This window comes from Neobacillus mesonae, from assembly GCF_023715155.1.
GTDB lineage: Bacteria > Bacillota > Bacilli > Bacillales > Cytobacillaceae > Neobacillus > Neobacillus mesonae_A.
Window position 1 is genome coordinate 398,302 of record NZ_JAMBNQ010000001.1, and the last position, 18,338, is coordinate 416,639.

Sequence of the window (18,338 nt, forward strand, 5' to 3'; positions counted from 1 at the left end):
AGCCTCCCAAGAGATTATGTGTTTAATGGATACATGATGTTTAATCAGAATAGGTTGTTTGCTTCATTTCCTTATTGAATGACAGATGGTTTGGCAATGTAATAGAAGTTAAGCTGGCAATAATTGCTAGTGCGGCTGCCATACTAAATGAATATAAATGAGTTTCAAAAACATCATATAACCAACCGCCAAGAATCGAACCCAAGGCAGCTCCTATTTGATGACCGAAGTATGCCCAGCCATTTAAGATGCCAAGTAATTGTGTTCCATAAAGATCACTTAAAATAGCTGTAGACATAGCAACAGAGCCTGACCACACTAATCCGCCGCTAAAGGCTACAATAAAGAGCTGCAAATTCTCAGCCGCTAAGACTAAGCCTAAAAACCCAAGGCCGCGAACAAAATACACTAAAAATAAAATGTTTTTTTTAGGGAAACGATCAGCGAAGTGACCTAAAACAAATGTGCTGAACATTGCAACCATTCCAATCATTCCAATACCAAAAGAAGCAGCCATTGGATCGAAATGATGATCAATCAACATAGGTACCCCATGAGAACCTAAAAGATTCATCCCAAACCCGCAGGAGAATAATCCTAGAACGATTTTCCAATAAGCATTTGTTTTTACTGCATCTTTCAAATTTATATTAGGATGTATTTTTTTTTCTGCATTGTCAACTGTTCCTATATTGTCGGCCCCTTTTGGAACATCCTCCCGCATAATAAAAATTGCAGAAGGGACAGTGATACAGATGAATACGACTGCAAATATAAGAAGAGTATTCTGCCACCCAACAAGTTGTATGAGCCATGTTTCTACGGGAGTCATAACGGCAATACCTGCCATTCCACCTGCGGCCAGATAAAAAAGTGCTTTTCCTCTTTGTCTAACAAACCATTTAATGACAATAGGGGATAATGATACATTACTTAAAAAGGAAAGCCCAAGCGATAGAAAAACACCAAAAGAAAGCAGAAAAGAAACTAGGCCTTTGGCGTTGACCGTCCACACGATTGATAAACAAATAATCGTTAATCCCGTTAATATCATAAATCGTGTACTTAAAGTTTTTAAAAGAAGCCCCGCTATTGGCATTCCAATCCCATATACAATCATCCCTATGGCAACAATCATCGACAGCATCGTTCGAGAAAGATTTAAGTCATCCATAACTGGTTTAATAAAAGGGCCGATTCCCATTCGCATTCCATTGGAAAGTAAAACAATAATTGTACCAGATAGTACAATATACCAACCATAATAAGGACGTTTGGTGTTATCCATGTACAAATACTCCTTCTTTCTCGTTTAAGGAAACGAGTGAAATTTGATTTCTAGACAATCTCATAACCTCTTGGATATAAATAAATGTTTTCACATTCCCCTTTATCTATAGAAAAAATTATAATACGGTATAATTAATAAGAAAAATATATTTATATTATTAAAGGTATAAGAAATACTTATTTCTAAGGTGGTTTCTAAATGAATGGAGCTTAGACAATTAACTTACTTCATCGAAGTGGCGAGACTAAATAATTTTACAAGAGCGGCCGAACGGCTAAGCATAGCTCAACCGGCTCTTTCGCAGCAGATAGGTAATTTGGAACAAGAACTGGGTGTAAAACTCTTTAAACGAACTGGGCGGGGAGTGACATTAACAGAGGCTGGAGAGCAATTCTATTTGGGTGCTGAAAGGACTTTAGCAGAGGCACAAAAGGCAAAAGACTCAGTTAAAGAGTTTATAAACTACCCGCATGGCAACATTATGGCAGGAGCACTGGAATCCTTAGTACAAACCAGGCTGCCAAAGTTGCTCGTAGAGTTTGGGAAAGAGTACCCTGGGATAAAAGTATTTCTAAGGGAGAATACTACAGAACCATTGCTGGATGCTCTCAAAAAGGGAGAATTAGATCTCGCCTTGGCACACACATTGGATGTTAAATATTCACCGAATTTAATGAATATAGTTACACCAAAAGGGGTTTGTTCCAAACCATTATATCAAGATGAATTGGTTTTAGCCGTCGCCAAAGGGCATCCACTGGAAAATAGAAAAACAATATCCATTAATGATCTTAGGGAGGAATCATTTGTATCCTTTAAGAAGGGATCCGGAATCCGCTCGCAGCTGATTGCGGCGTGCCTTAGTGAAGGCTTTGAGCCGCTTATTGCATACGAGTGCGCCTCTCCGCGAACATTGGTGGCAGAAAAACTAGGAGTTTCAGTCCTTCCGCGTTTAATGGCGGAGTCTCCGGGACCATCAATTTCTGTTCTAACCTTGGACCCGCCGCTTTCACGCTGGGTTTCCGTCTTTTATTGTGAGGGCCGATATTTATCACCGTGTGCAAAGATTTTTTTGAGTTTTGTGGAAAAATACCTAGTTTCTGAAATGGAAGATTAAGTTTACTAGATTAAATTAATACTGATGATAGTAAAACCATAACATCCAAGAAATACCACGATTCCCTTTTTAAATTTTATTTTCCCCCTAATCTGCCATGTTATAATTTAATAGAAGACTTTTCATAGAGATTGGGGGAATCAGCATGCGCAAGTGGTTCATCTCATTTATTGTCACAGGCTTATTCCTGTTATCCATGACAACATCTCAGGCTTTTTTTGACGGAATCAGGCTTGGTGACTTTCCTAGAACATCGCAGCTTTATCAATCTCTTAAAAATATACCATCTCAGTCATTAAATAATATTATAGTGCTGCCCAAAAAAATTTTTGACCAACACGAAGCGGCAGCCATCATAAATAGAATTGCGGCGCTGCCAAATTCAATTCTATATAATCTTTATCATCAAGGAATTTCTTTAAAACTATTTACCGGAAAATTGACTGACAACCCTACAGCCAGGCAGCTGGCAGGACAAATTCCAAGGGGGTATCAAATAAATACTACCTGGGATGATGTGCCGGGGATTGGCGGCGGAAAAACAGTTCTTGTCAAAATCGGCTTTAGTGAAAAAGGAAAAGGCCATGGTTCTGTTAACTTAGAGTTACATGAATTGGCGCACTCCATTGATAAATATGTTTTTAATAATATTAGCCAAACAAAGGTTTTTAAACAGGTTTGGGAAAAGGAACATGATCAATTGTTTTCGGGGAACAGTTATTTTCTTTATCCAGAGGAATATTTTGCCGAAACTTTTGCGATGTTTTACTTAAATGATAAAACAAGAAACCAATTAAAATTAAAAGCTCCTTTGACTTTTAAATTGATTAGTAATCTGTCCTGAATTAAAATAAATTAATATGAACTGCAGTTAGAGGAGTGTAAAATTTGAAACAATATTTAGATTTATGTAAGCATGTGTTAGAAAATGGAAATGAAAAGGGTGACCGAACAGGAACTGGAACAATCAGTACCTTTGGCTATCAAATGAGATTTGATTTAGAAGAGGGTTTTCCTTTATTAACAACTAAAAAACTGCATTTAAAATCCATCATTTATGAATTGCTTTGGTTTTTACAAGGTGACACAAATGTCCGATACCTTCAGGAACATGGTGTCCGTATTTGGAACGAATGGGCAGATGAAAAGGGTGAATTAGGGCCTGTATATGGACATCAATGGCGCTCTTGGACCGGAGCAGATGGAAAAACAGTTGACCAAATCAGTGAATTAATCGAGCAGATTAAGACTAATCCAAATTCACGAAGACTATTGGTGAATGCTTGGAATGTTGCTGAAGTTAATCAAATGGCTTTACCTCCATGTCACTGTATGTTCCAATTCTATGTGGCGGACGGTAAGCTGTCCTGCCAACTTTATCAACGATCTGCGGACGTTTTCCTTGGCGTGCCATTTAACATTGCTTCATATGCCTTATTAACAATGATGATTGCCCAAGTTTGCGGTCTCAAACCGGGTGAGTTTATTCATACTTTTGGTGATGTCCATATTTATCAAAATCATGTGGAGCAGGTAAAGCTGCAGCTGACAAGAGAGCCAAGACCGTTACCAACCTTAAAAATCAATCCAGAAGTAAAAGACATATATTCATTTAAATATGAAGATTTTGTACTGGAGAATTATAATCCACATCCACATATAAAAGGAGCTGTCAGTGTATGATCTCCTTTATTGTTGCCATGGATGAAAACAGGGTAATCGGCAGAGATAACCAATTACCCTGGCACCTGCCGGAGGATTTAAAGTTTTTTAAACGGACAACAATGGGGCACCCAATTGCCATGGGGAGAAAAACATTCGAATCAATAGGGAAACCGCTGCCTGGCAGGGACAATTTGATTATTACCCGGCAAAAGGGATATCGTGCTGAAGGATGTAAAGTATTTGATTCAATGGATGATTTTCTTGAATATTGTAATAAACAAAATGAGGAAATTTTCGTTATTGGCGGAGCTGAAATTTTTAAAGAGACTTTTGCCTTTGCAAACAGGCTGTATATAACCCGAATTCACCATGTGTTTGAGGGTAATACATATTTTCCAGTATTCAATTTAAACGACTGGACGCTTGTCTCTTCTGCCCAAGGGATTAAAGATGAAAAAAATCCGTATGACTATGAATTTCAAGTTTATGATAGAAAGTGATTTTTAGTAAACAATTAAAAATAAGCATCAGCCGCAGCTGGTGCTTATCGATTAGCTTAATTAAGGTATAAAGATTTAATACACTTAATTCTATATTGCTCATCATATGTTTTCTTAGGAATTCGTTCGATGATAATTGTGACAAAATATTTTAAAAAGTCAATTAACATATTCTGCGTTGACTTCAATTCAGTATATTGTTAAATTGTCTATAGAGACATTAATGATTCTTACACTATTACGTTTATTATGAGATCACTATGAATAATGGATGAGTAAAATGGTTAAGTATAATTCTATAATCGTAATAGTAAACAACTAAAAGAGGAGGTATTTCCATGTTTTCAAATATCGGAGTACCCGGATTAATTTTAATTTTAGTACTAGCGCTTATTATTTTTGGACCAAAGAAATTACCGGAAATTGGACGGGCTTTTGGGCAGACATTAAAAGAATTTAAAAAATCAACCCGTGAGCTTACTGAAGATGTAATGGACGAGAAAGAAGAAAAGAAAAACTTGACTAAATAAGGTGTGAGATACTAGAGTCTTACACCTTTTTCATCTTAAAATATAATTGATATCATTCATATTTACTGACATCAATATCTTTTAACCTTCGAAATTGGCAGGGGAAGTTAATGGAAGACAAAGAATTACAGCTTGTTGATCATTTAGAAGAATTACGAAAGAGAATTATTATTACGGCATTGGCCTTTATTGCTTTTTTTATAGTTGGTTTTATTTATGTCAACGATATTTACAAATGGTTCGTTCGAGATTTGGATGTGAAGCTGCTGGTCCTTGGACCCAGCGATATTATTTGGATTTATTTCATGCTGGCAACTGTTGTCGCCATTGCAGGGACCATTCCAGTGCTGGCGCTGGAAATTTGGCTGTTTGTTAAGCCGGCATTAAAACCGAATGAAAGAAAAGTAACTCTATCATATGTTCCTGCATTATTTTTCTTATTTATTTTTGGATTGGCCTTTGGATATTTTGTCATCTTTCCAATGGTATTGAAATTCCTCGTCAATTTGGGAGAGGGAATGTTCGTCACGAACTTTACCGCAGAAAGATATTTCAGTTTTATCTTTAATATGACCATTCCATTTGGTGTATTATTTGAGCTCCCTGTTGTAGTTATGTTTTTAACTTCACTTGGAATTATTAACCCGTTTGTATTATCTAGGATACGGAAGTACGCTTATTTTGTCCTTGTGATTATTGCAGTAGTCATTACCCCGCCAGACTTTATGTCTGATTTTGTTGTCACATTGCCGCTGCTCTTGCTTTATGAAGTAAGCATAAATCTTTCCAAAGTTGTTTATCGAAAACGATTAAAGAAACAACAGGAGGAAGAAATAGCAGAGGTAAATTAGTAAATTGAATATGCATTGGAAATGTCCCTATTCATAATGAATGGGGATTTTTTTATATTAGTTTAACGAATGTTCTCATAAGACACCTGTTTTTTTGATTATTGTAAAAAAATAATAGTTTCTATTACTTGTCGAAACTTGTATAATCAAGTAAGTACAGTAGGGATGTGAGAGCATGAGCAAAGTGAAAATTGTAACCGATTCAACGATGGATATGCCTGCAAAGTGGATTGAAAAACTTGGGATTAAAGTTGTACCGCTGGCAATCACAATAAATGGTGAAACGTATTTAGACAGGGTTGAATTAGATCCTGTTGATTTTATACAAAGGATGAATACTGCGAAAGAATTGCTCAAAAGTTCGCAGCCTTCAATAGGTGCATTTCTTGAAGTATATAACGAGTTGGGGGAAGAGGGATATGAGGTCCTTTCTATCCATATGACTGGAAAAATGAGCGGTACTGTCCGTTCGGCGGAAAGTGCAGCGCAAATGACGGATACAAAAGTAACTGTCATAGATTCAAAATTTATTTCTAAAGCCCTTTCATTTCAAGTGAAAGAAGCTGCCGAAATGGCCAGTCAAGGCAGTAGTGTAAATGAAATTTTAAAGCGGCTTGAAATAGTGAGAGATCATACAAAACTATATATCATGGTAGATACATTGGAAAATTTAGTAAAAGGCGGCAGGATAGGGAAGGGGAAAGCCTTTATTGGTTCATTGCTTAATATTAAGCCGATAGCCTCTCTGGAAGGTGCAGAATATACGCCAGTGGCAAAGATGCGGAGTTATTCTCAAGTAGTTAAATATTTGGCTTTGCAGTTTGCTGAGGATGTAAAGGGAAAAACCATTCGCGGTGTTGGGATTGCCCATGCAGAAGCACATGAGCTTGCTGTTAGGATTAAAGAAGGCATTATTGAAAAAACCGGATTTCAGGAAGTGGAGATTGATTATACAAATCCAACAGTAAGCACTCACACTGGTCCCGGAGCTCTTGCGTTAATGTATTATTTTGAATAAGGACTTAATAGGATAGACCTGGGTGGTTTATCCTATTTTTTTGATAAATATAAAGGAATTCCCAAAGAATATGTCGAAAATTTAATTAGATTGATATGTTTTGAAAGGAACTGGGAAATGGCAAAAGATAAGGTGAAAGAACTGCCCTTATATCGAAAGGTATTATTATTCTCGTTTTTAATTACATTTCTGATGGTTTTTTCAACGGCAGGTTTTGTGTTTTTTTACCAAACTAATCAAATGGAGGAGCAGCTTGTAGAACGGGCAAAAGGAATAGCTGTTCTTTGGAAAGATTCCATTTCATCCAATGTTGTTCAAGAAGTAGTTAATCAACATGATGAGAATAGGCATACGGAGGTACAATCGTCAAAATTAATCAATAATCTAATGGAGAAAAACTCAAGATATTTTGATGGTTATGTTGTAATTGCGAAAAAATTCCAAGGGAGTACATTATCTATTTTAACTTTATCCATGGAAAATGGAAAAGGGTCTTTAGGAAAATTCAGCACCTATTTTGCTGGAAAGGAATTTCTTGCCCCTTTTAATCGTTCAATAGTGGAAAAAGGCTTAACTGCCAGCCGCATCCATCAAGATAGGTATGGAACATGGGTTACTGCATTTGACCCAATATTGGATCAAGATGGTCAAGTTACGGCTGTCTTTGTTGTCAATGTCGATGCTTCATTGGTGAAGCACTATAAGAGAAAAATGGGGCTTTATTTACTGCTTGCTTTATGTACTATAACTGCATTCGTTTATTTTGCAATGAAATGGGGATTGAAAAAAATTTTTGAACCTGTTCACGAAATTATTTCGGGGATTAATGCGGTTAGTGCTGGGGATTTTAACATGAAGCTGCAAATTTCAAATGAGTCAGACCTAGGGCAAATAGGCGAAAAATTTAACCACATGACCGATCAATTATCAATACTTTTCGAACGGCTCTCTGATACATGCAAAGAATTCGGTGCACAGCCAGAAAGTCAAAATGGCACCCACCCTTTTGAAGAAGCAATTGGTGAGATGGAAAAGGTCATCGAGAAGACAAAGTTTCAAAAGGAATTACAGCGTGCTGAGAAAATGAATGCTATCGGGCAGCTTGCAGCATCAGTTGCTCATGAAATAAGAAATCCAATGACTGTAGTACGAGGCTTCTTGCAGCTTTTTTCTGCAAAGGAGCATTTAACAGAGCAGGAAAAGACCTATATTCAATTAATGATTGAAGAATTAAATCGAGCAGAAATCATAATAAACGACTATCTTTCACTTGCAAAACCAGATTTAGACGAAATTACAAAAGTAGACGCCGGTAAATTAGCTGCTAGTGTTATGGATCTTATGAACACATTTGCCTTAATGTCGAAAAATATAATTCTAGAGAAACAAATTGAAACCGGTATCTTTGTTAAAGGAAATGCCAGCGAATTAAAACAGGTGCTGATCAATATTGTTAAAAATGGGATAGAGGCGATGAGAACAGGAGGGAATCTTACACTTCGAGTATATCAAACAGCTCAATATGGAGTGTTTGAAATCATTGATACAGGAATTGGAATGTCAGAAGAGGAACTAGAACGGCTCGGGACAGCATTTTATTCATTAAAGGAAAAAGGAACCGGAATGGGGATGATGGTATGTTATCAGCTTGTAGAAAGGCTGAAAGGGAAGATTGAGGTTGATAGTGTAAAAGGAGAGGGAACAACATTCAAGATTTCGGTTCCTTTATGGCTGGATCATTAATATCAGCCTTTTTCTTTCTTCTTTACTTGTTCTTTGTTACACTGAATAAGGATACATATGAAGAAATTTGTAGGTGATAAAATGAAAATCAGGGTTGCGGCAATATTTTTTGTTATAACAGCATTACTTTTGTCAGCTTGTGGAAAAAAGGAAATTGAAAATGGTGTCGATTGGCCGGTTAAGGACTTTACGGCTACCAATCAAGCCAATCAGTCTTTTGGGCTAAAAGATTTAAAGGGGAAGGTTTGGGTCTCTGCTTTTATTTTTACAACATGTGCGGATGTCTGCCCTCCAATGACTTCAAATATGGTGAAATTACAAAAGATGGTGAAGGATGAGGGTTTAAAAGATGTTGAATTTGTCTCCTTTAGTGTGGATCCAACAGTTGATAAACCTGATGTTTTAACACGTTATGCTAAACAATTTGGGGCAGATCTTAATAACTGGACTTTTTTAACAGGATATTCCCAGGAGTTTATTGAAAAATTTGCATCGAAAACGTTTAAAACTTTTGTTAAAAAACCAGACGAAGGAAATCAAGTTATTCACCAAACCTATATTTACTTAGTAGACCAAAAAGGGCATATTAAAAAATCCTACAATGGGTTTAAAGATGTCCCATATGATGAAATTATTAATGATATTAAAACATTACAATAGACCATTTAATGGGTCTATTTTTTTTGCCAAGAATAGGATATTAGTACAGATTAGGTTTGAATAAATATTGTCGTGTTATAATATAAGAAATGTCAAATACCTATCCATAGAAGTTGTACAATTCTAAAAGTCGAATAATATAATTTTAAATGTTAAAATAAGATAGTTTAGAAGGAAGGTGAAACATCATGAAAAAAATCATCGCCCCTCTAATTCTCTCATCGTTAATGCTAGCCTCCTGCAGTGAAGCTGATCAGCCTGTATCACATCCGGAAAAGAAAACAGCTATCCAAACATTTGCCCCCATTCCTGCTGATTTTTCGCCTAGGAATTTAACGGTTTTATCCGCTGGGGATTCCTTGACACAAGGAGTAGGTGACACCACGGGGAAAGGCGGATACCTGCCATATTTAGAAACGATGCTTGAAAAAAATAAAGGAATTAAACAAGTCGATTTCTATAATTATGGTGTGAAAGGTAATCGCACTACACAGCTTTTGAAAAGATTACAATCTCCGGAAATGAAACCAATATTGCAGAAAGCTGATTTAATTATTTTAACTATTGGCGGTAATGATATTATGAAGGTAGTGCGGGACCACTTTGCCAATTTACATCTTTCCGATTTTATGACAGAAAAGGATTCCTATCGAAATCACTTAACACGAATTATGCAGACAATTACGCAGGAGAATCCTAGTGCATCAATTGTATTAGTGGGAATGTATAATCCTTTTACAAAATGGTTTTCAGATATTAAGGAAATGAATGAAATTGTTTCTGAATGGAATAAAACAGGGCAGTCGGTTGTAGTTCATTATCCAAACGCATATTTTGTCGGGATTGAAGACTTATTTTTAAATACAAACGATAATCTTTTATATACCGATCATTTTCATCCGAACAATAAAGGATATGAGTTAATTGCCCAAAGATTAAATGAGACCCTTGGAGACAGAGTTCTTCCAGATCTTGAGAAGAAGCCATTAATGGTAAGTACAGAGGAGAATTAAAACGTTTATGAAAAACAAATGGAAAATTGGGTTCCTAGTTTTGCTGGGAATCAACCTTTTGTTCGCAATTATTATGTTATCACTTGTTCTAAACTCGTCGGAGGACGTAGACAAAAAATTAGCCAAACGACCCACAGGGGACCAAGTTTCTTTCCATGTGAAATCTAATAAATATGATTTAAACAAATTGATTAATCACTATTTGGAAGAAGAGGCTGCTGATTCGCCAATTGATTATCGGGTATTATTGACTGATGAAGTAGAATTATATGGGAAAATTCCAGTTTTTAGTGAAGAACTGAATTTGAAATTAACGTTCGAACCAAAAGCACTTAAAAATGGTGATTTAGTTCTTGAACAAAAATCAATGTCACTTGGACAGCTCCCGCTCCCGATATCCTATGTGCTTAAATTTATCAAAGAAAATTATAAGCTGCCTAAAGGGGTCGATATCAGGCCAAATGATAAACTTGTCTATATCAATATGGAGCAATTAAAACTGAAAAGTGATCTGAAAATAAAAGCGGATCAATTTGATTTGAAAAGAAATCAAATTGCTTTCACCATTTTAGTACCGGTAAAATAGGTGCCCAAAGATTGGGCACCTATTTTTCAACCTCGATCCTGATTTCCGGGGTTCCTTTTTCCAATTACCCACAAGTGCAAAAACACCTGATTTTATTTTTGATGGATTAAATTGTATACTCATAGTAGAAGAATTTCTATAGGAACGGGGTGTGAAAATGGATAATCATATCGAATTAGCAACTTTTGCGGGCGGGTGTTTTTGGTGTATGGTAAAGCCCTTTGATCAACAGCCAGGAATTAAAAGTGTCATTTCCGGATATACAGGGGGAACCGTTGAAAATCCAACTTATCAACAAGTATGTTCCGGCACCACGGGACATTTCGAAGCCGTTCAAATAACGTATGATCCAGAAATATTCACTTATGAAAAATTACTAGAGTTGTTTTGGCAGCAAATTGACCCTACTGATGCCGGGGGACAGTTTTATGATCGCGGGCAGTCCTATCAAACAGCTATTTTTTATCATAATGAATTTCAGAAAAAATTGGCCGAGGAATCCAAGCAGAAGTTACAAGAAAGCGGCAAATTCAACAAGCCTGTCGTAACACCTATACTGCCGGCTCAAGCCTTCTATCCTGCAGAGGATTACCATCAAGATTACTATAAGAAAAATCCGGCTCATTATGAAAGGTATCATGTCGGCTCTGGCAGGAAAGGTTTCATTGAAGCACATTGGAGTGATATTAAAAAATGACAAAAAAAGATAATGAACAATTGAAGAAAGAATTAACAGAAATACAGTTTGCAGTAACCCAGCATAATGCAACAGAACCCCCTTTTAGAAATGAATATTGGAATGAAAAGAGGGAAGGCATTTATGTGGATATTGTGTCAGGCAAACCGTTATTCAGTTCGCTGGACAAATTTGATTCAAGCTGCGGCTGGCCAAGTTTTACACAACCGATTGAAGAAAAAGAAATTGTTGAAAAAGCTGATTACAGCCACTTTATGGTTCGTACTGAAATAAGGAGCAAAACGGCAGATTCCCATTTAGGTCATGTATTTAATGATGGGCCAGGACCAGCAGGCCTTCGTTATTGCATAAACTCTGCATCAATGAGGTTTATCCCAAAAGAAGACCTTGAAAAAGAAGGATATGGAGAGTTTATGAAGCTGTTTAAATAGAAGTAAAGCCGCGTTATCGCGGCTTTTTATTACGACTTTAGTCCGTTGAGCTCGCGATAGCGTGCGAAACAAAAAACCACCTGCTATGCGGGTGGGTGACAAGTGGTTAGACCAAACAAAAAACTCACTTTTTTCTATAATAGAGATTGTTCAAGCCTCTATAATTTAGAAAGGAAAGTGAGTTTATTGGCAAACAAAGCAAATAGTTTGGCACATACAAAATGGTTATGCAAGTACCATATTGTGTTCACTCCAAAGTATAGACGAAAAATAATTTACAATCAATATAGAAAGAGTATAGGTGAAATATTACGAACGCTTTGTAACTATAAAGGTGTTGAAATAATAGAAGGTCACCTCATGCCAGACCATGTTCATATGTTGGTAAGTATTCCGCCCAAAATATCTGTTTCAAGTTTCATGGGATATTTAAAAGGTAAAAGCGCATTAATGGTTTTCGACAAGCATGCAAATTTAAAATATAAATTCGGAAATCGGCATTTTTGGGCTGAAGGATATTATGTGAGCACAGTAGGATTAAACGAAGCAACGATAAAAAAATATATCCAAGATCAAGAAAAACATGATATAGCATTAGATAAATTAAGTGTAAAAGAATATACAGACCCTTTCAAAGGGTAGCAAGTAATACCAATACCCTTTAAGGGGTGGCAAAAGCGGCAAAGGCAATAGAGGCTTGAATTAAATGAAAGCCAGCGCCTTTAGACGCTGGCCGGTAATATAGGCTTATAGCCGTTGTTCAAACCACCCGTTGGACGGGTGGTCATGATTTTTGAACTTTGGGAAATTTCAACTAGCCCATTTATCTGAAAATGTCACATTATTGTCAAAGTTCAAGGTGGGATTGTGTGATTTAAATCACTTAACCAGTGTGCTTTATTTCATATAATTACCTATGGACACGATGAATATAGTGAAAACGTAAGGAGTGTTTATCTTGTTAGACCAAAAAACTATTGAAATTGTTAAATCAACCGTACCTGTATTAGAAGAACATGGAGAGAAGATTACCACAAGATTTTATCAGTTGATGTTTGGTAATCATCCCGAGTTATTAAATATCTTTAATCATGCCAATCAAAAACAAGGAAGACAGCAAAGAGCTCTTGCAAGTGCAGTTTATGCAGCTGCCAAATATATTGATAACCTTGAGACAATTCTTCCAGTTGTAAATCAGATTGCACAGAAACATAGAAGCCTTGGCATTAAACCTGAGCATTATCCAATTGTCGGTAAACATTTATTATTGGCGATTAAAGATGTTCTAGGCGATGCTGCGACAGATGAAATAATGGATGCATGGGCTGAGGCCTATGGCGTCATTGCGGATGCCTTTATCAGTGTAGAGGCAGAAATGTATAACGAGGCTGCCAGCCAAAAAGGCGGCTGGGATGGATTCCGTCCATTTTTCGTTGATAAAAAGGTTGTTGAAAGTGATGTTATTACCTCATTCTATCTTAAGCCTGTAGATCATAAGCCAATTGCTGACTTCCAGCCAGGCCAATACATTAGTATTAAACTTGAAATAGAAGGAGAAAAATATACTCATATCCGTCAATATAGCTTGTCCGATGCTCCTGGAAAAGGCTACTACCGTATCAGTGTAAAACGTGAAGCTGGTACACCAAATCCTGATGGAACGGTATCTAACTATCTGCATGACAGTGTAGAAGAAGGTGAAATCCTTAACATAAGTGCGCCGGCAGGAGATTTTGTATTAGATACAAGTAAAAAAGGCCCTGTTGTCTTATTGAGCGGTGGTGTAGGTTTAACGCCAATGATGAGTATGTTAAAAACGTTGGTGGAAGTTCAGCCAGAACGTAAAGTAACTTTCGTCCATGCAGCGCAAAACGGAAATGTTCATGCATTGCGGGATGAAGTAGAAGAACTTGCAAAACTGGATAATGTAACTTCTTATTTCTTCTACGATTCACCAACTGAAGAAGACCGGGAAAACCACCGCTTCGATGTTGAAGGATACGTTACCCGTGAATGGTTAGAGGAAAAAATAACGGATAAAGAGGCAGATTTTTACTTCTGTGGTCCATTCCCGTTCATGAAAGCGATGAATCGTACTTTGACTGACTTGGGAGTAAATGAAGAACATATTCATTTTGAATTCTTTGGTCCAAAAGCAAGTTTAGTATAATAGGCTGAAAGCCCTCCTTAGGCAGAACTCCTAGTCCTGCCTAAGGAGTTTTTTTTGTGATTTTTAAGCCTTTTTTACCTTATATGTAAAGCTCAAAGTTTGATTCCACCGCTGTTTGTGATTAAATATAAGTAAGAAAAGGCTGGAAAGGATTGAGCTTTTTGAATAGGAATATGGTTCGTATGGTTACTGCAATTGCAGTATTCTTTTGCCTCCTATGGATTTTTGGACTTGGCTGGGCTGTGAAGAATTATTATGCCGGCAAACCCGATCAAGTTCCACAAAAAACAAATGTAACAAGTAAAATAGATAATAAAAAAGGATTGAATGTTGTTGCATTAGGAGATTCTCTTACACGGGGAACCGGCGATGAAACTGGCAAAGGCTATGTAGGGGATTTAGTTGATGAAATAAAAGAAAAAACGAAAAAACCAGTCCAGCTGACAAACCTGGGTATTATCGGCCAAAGATCTGATCAATTAAAAAAGCAGATCCAACAAAAGGAAGTTGGAAGACAACTGGAGAAAGCTGATGTAATCCTGGTGACAATCGGCGGCAATGACTTGTTTCGGGGTGGACAAGGATTAATGGATTTTCAATCTAAAAATATTGCTGTGATTGAAAAAAAATATCTTTCTAATTTAAAGTTTATTTTTGAACAAATCCGCAGGAACAATCATAAGGCGAATGTATTTTTTGTTGGTTTATATAATCCCTTTATTGAGCTGGATCATGGGAAAGAAATGTCAAAGGTTGTCCGCCGCTGGAATTATGATAGTGCGGAAGTAAGTGCAGCCTTTCCAAAAATTATCTTTGTTCCAACATTTGATTTGTTTGAACTCAAAGTAAACGACTATCTGTATTCCGATAAGTTTCACCCAAATACAAAGGGATATAAGCTAATCGCAGAGCGTGTAGCATCATTGCTTACATGGTAAGGAGATTCAGGTATGGAGAAAAAAATCACATTATCTGTTAAAGATTTAAGAAAAGTGATTGGGCGGCGTGAAATTATTAAGGGTTTGACTTTTGATTTACGTGAAGGAGAAGTATTTGGTTTTCTTGGACCGAATGGTGCAGGGAAAACAACGACCATACGCATGTTAGTGGGATTAATTAAACCCACTTCCGGAAGTATTCACATATGCGGTTATAATATTGCGGAGGATTTTCAAAAAGCGCTGAGAAACCTTGGCTGTATTGTAGAAAATCCAGAATTATATCCATATCTTTCCGGCTATAATAATTTGCTTCATTTTTCGCGTATGATTAATGGAGTTGGAGAGGAACGGATCAAAGAGGTCACCAAGCTTGTTGGCTTGGCTGATCGAATTGATGATAAGGTTAAAACTTATTCCCTCGGGATGCGGCAGCGATTGGGAATTGCCCAGGCGCTTTTGGGGAATCCAAAAGTGTTAATACTGGATGAGCCAACAAATGGATTGGATCCGGCTGGAATTCGTGAAATGCGTAATTTTATTCGTTTTCTGGCAGAAAAAGAAGGGTTAAGTGTCCTCGTTTCAAGCCACCTGTTAAGCGAAATTCAGCTTTTATGTGACCGAGTGGCCATCATTACAAAGGGAACGATTATTAGGACTGACTCTGTCGAAAAATTATTATCCAATAGAGAAAGAATGGAATGGAGACTGGAGCCGTATCTGAAGGGGAAAGAGGTATTAAGCTCGCTGACTAAGATCGAAGAAAAAGAGGACGGGATGATTTGGACAGAATTTAATGAAGAAAAGATACCTCATTGGAATAAACAGCTTGTTGAAGCGGGGATTTCCGTCATGGAAATGAATCGAAAAATGCCGGTGCTGGAAGACTTATTCCTTGAACTAACCGGGGGTGAGACCATTGAATAAATTAATTCAAAATGAAATGATGAAGCTGATTGCGAAGAAGCGGTTAGTTGTTATCGCCCTGATTATCGGTGTTCTGGTGATTTTGTTTACATATGCTCAATATAAAGAAATCCAAACACAGCGGGAAAGGCTTGGCACAGACGATTGGCGCACAGCTGTGCAGCAGAACATTGTAGATATCACTAATCGGCTAAGCAGCAGCAGGATTTCTGAAGAATGGAAAAAGCAGCTAAAAATATCACTTCAGCAGCAGCAATATTATTTAGATCATGATATCAATCCGGCTGAACCAGGTGCATCAACATTTATGCGGATATTTTTGGAAAACGCCATTGATATGTTAATCCCCTTAATGGTCATGGTCATTGCCAGTGACTTGGTATCATCGGAGTATAGTCAGGGAACGGTTAAACTTCTTTTGACCAGACCGGTTAAACGATGGAAGGTACTGCTAAGCAAATACATAACCCTTTGTTTTGCCGTCTCCTTAATTGTTGCAATTGCAGGTTTCCTGTCTTACATCCTTTCGGGTGTAGTGTTTGGATATAAGGGCTTTGGCACACCTATTTTAACAGGATTTAATATATCGGATGAAGCGTTGAATACAGCAAATGTGAAACTCTTAAGTCTGTGGAAGTTTTTATTAATGGATTTTGGGCTGGTTTGGTTTGTTGCCATTGTGGTCGGGACATTATCATTTATGCTGTCTGTCTTGATTCGAAGTACAGCAGCTGGAATGGGTGTCATGCTGGCAGCACTAATATCAGGTGCCATTTTAAGTAATATGGTATCCTCTTGGGAATCGGCGAAATACCTATTCATGGTCAATCTTAGACTGACGGATTATATGAAAGGTACAGCCCCTCCGATTGAAGGAATGAACCTATCGTTCTCCATGTCGGTTCTTTTGGTCTGGTGGGCTGCAGCCTTATTGGTATCATTTATTGTATTTACCAAAAGAGATGTATATTAATAAAAAACTCCTTTCCAATTGTGGAAGGAGTTTTTTATATTGGAAAAGTCACTAATTATTTTCAAAAATGGTAAATTTTTTAAAAAAATTTGGGCAACCTAACTTCTTGTAGAGCAATTGAAACAGAAATTACATTGGAAAGGTGAGGAACATGAAGTTAAAAATACTCTTATTAGCGTTGGGTTTAGTTTTTTCAACCCAGGGGTTTGCTGTGGCACATGGAATGGCGCCTGATACTGATAGAGAACACCATCACAAAATGCATAAGGATTGGCAAGCCAAAATCAAAGCAAGGGAACAGCTGCTTCTTACCTGGGTTGATCAATATACTCCAGAGAAAAAAGAAGAGTGGACGAAGGCTTTGGCAGAAAAGAAAGAGCTTCACAAACAGTGGATGAATCCGGAAAATGCAAAAAAACGAGAACAATGGAAAAAGGAAAAAGTCGAAAAGATGAAGGAATTAAAGAAATTATTAGAGGAAGGGAAGATTACTAAGGAACAATTTATGAAAGGAGTCCATGGCGGCAAAGGAATGGCCCATTGGAAATCTTTCAAAGATTTAAAGACTGCTGTCGACAACAAAGATGACAAACAAGCTAAGGAAATTTTAAACAAACTGCTGGTTCATTATCAAACACATAACGCTAAGATGAAGAAAATGCTTGCAGAATAGAAATACATTGAAAGGTCAATCATTGTGATTGGCTTTTTCTATTAAGGTGAATAATGGAAGTGTAAAATCAAAAACAAGTGGGAAATGTAAGAAGGAAATATGATAGGAGGGGTCAGAATGAAACGAAAAGCCTTAATGATGACAACCGCTGCACTAGGAGCCGCTTATCTACTGCGTAATGATAAATCTAGAAAAAAATTAATGAATCAATTCCAAGATTTTGCTGATAAAGCAAAAAGGTAGCCACAAAAAACATCCCTAAAAGAAGCTTTTGGGATGTTTTTTTTATCAATTATTTTTTCAAGTCAATGTTTTCTTTCTTTGCCTCTTGAACGTCGGATTTGATTTCCTCTTTAATATCGTCAGCAATTCCATCGGCTGCGCGCTTAAATTCACGAATAGATTTGCCGACAGCACGTCCCATCTCCGGCAATTTATTGGGGCCAAAAACAATTAAGGCAACAACCAATATTAATATAAGTCCAGGAACTCCTATATTGGAAAGCATGGTTTCATCTCCTTGCCATACATACATCAAAACTATTATAACTTAAG

The 18,338-nt window shown here is 37.0% G+C and carries 22 protein-coding genes; 20 read left to right on the top strand and 2 right to left on the bottom strand.

Translation table 11 applies throughout. The features are described from left to right. Positions 1–40 precede the first annotated feature (40 nt). Positions 41–1,288, bottom strand: a complete 1,248-nt coding sequence (locus M3183_RS02140; RefSeq protein ID WP_251466004.1) for an MFS transporter — start codon at positions 1,286–1,288, stop codon at positions 41–43. Between the two features lie 205 nt (positions 1,289–1,493). Here M3183_RS02140 and M3183_RS02145 point away from each other — a divergent pair, with 205 nt between their 5' ends. The 20 genes from M3183_RS02145 (at position 1,494) to M3183_RS27040 (ending at position 18,026) form a co-directional block, all read left to right on the top strand. Continuing rightward, entirely contained in the window at positions 1,494–2,408 is a 915-nt protein-coding gene (locus tag M3183_RS02145; protein WP_251466006.1) for a LysR family transcriptional regulator, read from the top strand. 145 nt (positions 2,409–2,553) lie between these two features. Next, positions 2,554–3,252 (top strand): anthrax toxin lethal factor-related metalloendopeptidase, encoded by a 699-nt coding sequence (locus M3183_RS02150; protein WP_251466008.1) that lies wholly within the window; start codon positions 2,554–2,556, stop codon positions 3,250–3,252. A gap of 44 nt (positions 3,253–3,296) precedes the next feature. Then, the gene (locus M3183_RS02155) at positions 3,297–4,091 is read left to right on the top strand and encodes a thymidylate synthase (RefSeq protein WP_251466010.1); all 795 of its coding nucleotides are present in this window, start codon (positions 3,297–3,299) and stop codon (positions 4,089–4,091) included. Beyond that, positions 4,088–4,573, top strand: a complete 486-nt coding sequence (locus M3183_RS02160; protein WP_251466012.1) for a dihydrofolate reductase — start codon at positions 4,088–4,090, stop codon at positions 4,571–4,573. The genes M3183_RS02155 and M3183_RS02160 overlap by 4 nt, the downstream gene beginning before the upstream one ends. Before the next feature lie 338 nt (positions 4,574–4,911). Beyond that, complete coding sequence (locus M3183_RS02165) at positions 4,912–5,103, top strand: twin-arginine translocase TatA/TatE family subunit (RefSeq protein WP_251466013.1); 192 nt, start codon at positions 4,912–4,914, stop codon at positions 5,101–5,103. Positions 5,104–5,213: 110 nt separating this feature from the next. Next, entirely contained in the window at positions 5,214–5,954 is a 741-nt protein-coding gene (gene tatC / locus M3183_RS02170) for a twin-arginine translocase subunit TatC (RefSeq protein ID WP_251466014.1), read from the top strand. A gap of 175 nt (positions 5,955–6,129) precedes the next feature. After that, complete coding sequence (locus tag M3183_RS02175) at positions 6,130–6,972, top strand: DegV family protein (RefSeq protein WP_251466015.1); 843 nt, start codon at positions 6,130–6,132, stop codon at positions 6,970–6,972. Between the two features lie 117 nt (positions 6,973–7,089). Next, positions 7,090–8,715, top strand: a complete 1,626-nt coding sequence (locus M3183_RS02180; protein ID WP_251466016.1) for a sensor histidine kinase — start codon at positions 7,090–7,092, stop codon at positions 8,713–8,715. A gap of 57 nt (positions 8,716–8,772) precedes the next feature. Beyond that, positions 8,773–9,375 carry an SCO family protein gene (locus tag M3183_RS02185; protein WP_396953687.1) on the top strand — a complete coding sequence of 201 codons (603 nt, stop codon included), beginning with the start codon at positions 8,773–8,775 and terminating at the stop codon, positions 9,373–9,375. A gap of 188 nt (positions 9,376–9,563) precedes the next feature. Further along, positions 9,564–10,388 (top strand): SGNH/GDSL hydrolase family protein, encoded by an 825-nt coding sequence (locus M3183_RS02190; RefSeq protein WP_251466017.1) that lies wholly within the window; start codon positions 9,564–9,566, stop codon positions 10,386–10,388. A 7-nt stretch (positions 10,389–10,395) separates the two neighbouring features. Next, positions 10,396–10,974: a YpmS family protein gene (locus M3183_RS02195; RefSeq protein ID WP_251466018.1), complete on the top strand. Its 579-nt coding sequence runs from the start codon at positions 10,396–10,398 to the stop codon at positions 10,972–10,974. Between the two features lie 157 nt (positions 10,975–11,131). Then, positions 11,132–11,671: a peptide-methionine (S)-S-oxide reductase MsrA gene (msrA, locus tag M3183_RS02200; RefSeq protein ID WP_251466019.1), complete on the top strand. Its 540-nt coding sequence runs from the start codon at positions 11,132–11,134 to the stop codon at positions 11,669–11,671. Continuing rightward, positions 11,668–12,102, top strand: a complete 435-nt coding sequence (msrB, locus tag M3183_RS02205) for a peptide-methionine (R)-S-oxide reductase MsrB (RefSeq protein ID WP_251466021.1) — start codon at positions 11,668–11,670, stop codon at positions 12,100–12,102. Before msrA ends, msrB begins: the two co-directional genes overlap by 4 nt. Positions 12,103–12,288: 186 nt before the next feature. Then, the gene (tnpA, locus tag M3183_RS02210; RefSeq protein WP_251466272.1) at positions 12,289–12,744 is read left to right on the top strand and encodes an IS200/IS605 family transposase; all 456 of its coding nucleotides are present in this window, start codon (positions 12,289–12,291) and stop codon (positions 12,742–12,744) included. A 316-nt stretch (positions 12,745–13,060) separates the two neighbouring features. Then, positions 13,061–14,272, top strand: a complete 1,212-nt coding sequence (hmpA, locus tag M3183_RS02215) for an NO-inducible flavohemoprotein (RefSeq protein WP_251466023.1) — start codon at positions 13,061–13,063, stop codon at positions 14,270–14,272. A 161-nt stretch (positions 14,273–14,433) separates the two neighbouring features. Beyond that, positions 14,434–15,210 carry an SGNH/GDSL hydrolase family protein gene (locus M3183_RS02220; RefSeq protein ID WP_251466025.1) on the top strand — a complete coding sequence of 259 codons (777 nt, stop codon included), beginning with the start codon at positions 14,434–14,436 and terminating at the stop codon, positions 15,208–15,210. Positions 15,211–15,222: 12 nt separating this feature from the next. Then, complete coding sequence (locus M3183_RS02225; RefSeq protein ID WP_251466027.1) at positions 15,223–16,137, top strand: ABC transporter ATP-binding protein; 915 nt, start codon at positions 15,223–15,225, stop codon at positions 16,135–16,137. Then, positions 16,130–17,110: an ABC transporter permease gene (locus M3183_RS02230; RefSeq protein ID WP_251466029.1), complete on the top strand. Its 981-nt coding sequence runs from the start codon at positions 16,130–16,132 to the stop codon at positions 17,108–17,110. The genes M3183_RS02225 and M3183_RS02230 overlap by 8 nt, the downstream gene beginning before the upstream one ends. Positions 17,111–17,261: 151 nt before the next feature. Next, positions 17,262–17,783, top strand: coding sequence for a hypothetical protein (locus M3183_RS02235; protein WP_251466031.1), 522 nt, complete (start codon positions 17,262–17,264; stop codon positions 17,781–17,783). Positions 17,784–17,900: 117 nt separating this feature from the next. Further along, a complete protein-coding gene (locus M3183_RS27040; protein WP_285878354.1) occupies positions 17,901–18,026 on the top strand; it encodes a hypothetical protein in 126 nt (41 codons plus the stop codon). A 49-nt stretch (positions 18,027–18,075) separates the two neighbouring features. On the opposite strand, the gene M3183_RS02240 is transcribed toward M3183_RS27040, so the two are convergent. Beyond that, on the bottom strand, positions 18,076–18,291 hold the full coding sequence (locus tag M3183_RS02240) for a twin-arginine translocase TatA/TatE family subunit (RefSeq protein WP_251466033.1): 216 nt from the start codon (positions 18,289–18,291) through the stop codon (positions 18,076–18,078). Positions 18,292–18,338 lie beyond the last annotated feature (47 nt).

What these genes read in the sequence shown, in the direction of transcription:
- M3183_RS02140 (WP_251466004.1), bottom strand. Translation starts at nt 1,288, where the DNA reads ATGGATAACACCAAACGTCCTTATTATGGTTGGTATATTGTACTATCT.
- M3183_RS02145 (WP_251466006.1), top strand. Translation starts at nt 1,494, where the DNA reads ATGGAGCTTAGACAATTAACTTACTTCATCGAAGTGGCGAGACTAAAT.
- M3183_RS02150 (WP_251466008.1), top strand. Translation starts at nt 2,554, where the DNA reads ATGCGCAAGTGGTTCATCTCATTTATTGTCACAGGCTTATTCCTGTTA.
- M3183_RS02160 (WP_251466012.1), top strand. Translation starts at nt 4,088, where the DNA reads ATGATCTCCTTTATTGTTGCCATGGATGAAAACAGGGTAATCGGCAGA.
- M3183_RS02165 (WP_251466013.1), top strand. Translation starts at nt 4,912, where the DNA reads ATGTTTTCAAATATCGGAGTACCCGGATTAATTTTAATTTTAGTACTA.
- tatC (WP_251466014.1), top strand. Translation starts at nt 5,214, where the DNA reads ATGGAAGACAAAGAATTACAGCTTGTTGATCATTTAGAAGAATTACGA.
- M3183_RS02175 (WP_251466015.1), top strand. Translation starts at nt 6,130, where the DNA reads ATGAGCAAAGTGAAAATTGTAACCGATTCAACGATGGATATGCCTGCA.
- M3183_RS02180 (WP_251466016.1), top strand. Translation starts at nt 7,090, where the DNA reads ATGGCAAAAGATAAGGTGAAAGAACTGCCCTTATATCGAAAGGTATTA.
- M3183_RS02185 (WP_396953687.1), top strand. Translation starts at nt 8,773, where the DNA reads ATGAAGAAATTTGTAGGTGATAAAATGAAAATCAGGGTTGCGGCAATA.
- M3183_RS02190 (WP_251466017.1), top strand. Translation starts at nt 9,564, where the DNA reads ATGAAAAAAATCATCGCCCCTCTAATTCTCTCATCGTTAATGCTAGCC.
- M3183_RS02195 (WP_251466018.1), top strand. Translation starts at nt 10,396, where the DNA reads ATGAAAAACAAATGGAAAATTGGGTTCCTAGTTTTGCTGGGAATCAAC.
- msrA (WP_251466019.1), top strand. Translation starts at nt 11,132, where the DNA reads ATGGATAATCATATCGAATTAGCAACTTTTGCGGGCGGGTGTTTTTGG.
- msrB (WP_251466021.1), top strand. Translation starts at nt 11,668, where the DNA reads ATGACAAAAAAAGATAATGAACAATTGAAGAAAGAATTAACAGAAATA.
- M3183_RS02225 (WP_251466027.1), top strand. Translation starts at nt 15,223, where the DNA reads ATGGAGAAAAAAATCACATTATCTGTTAAAGATTTAAGAAAAGTGATT.
- M3183_RS02235 (WP_251466031.1), top strand. Translation starts at nt 17,262, where the DNA reads ATGAAGTTAAAAATACTCTTATTAGCGTTGGGTTTAGTTTTTTCAACC.
- M3183_RS27040 (WP_285878354.1), top strand. Translation starts at nt 17,901, where the DNA reads ATGAAACGAAAAGCCTTAATGATGACAACCGCTGCACTAGGAGCCGCT.
- M3183_RS02240 (WP_251466033.1), bottom strand. Translation starts at nt 18,291, where the DNA reads ATGCTTTCCAATATAGGAGTTCCTGGACTTATATTAATATTGGTTGTT.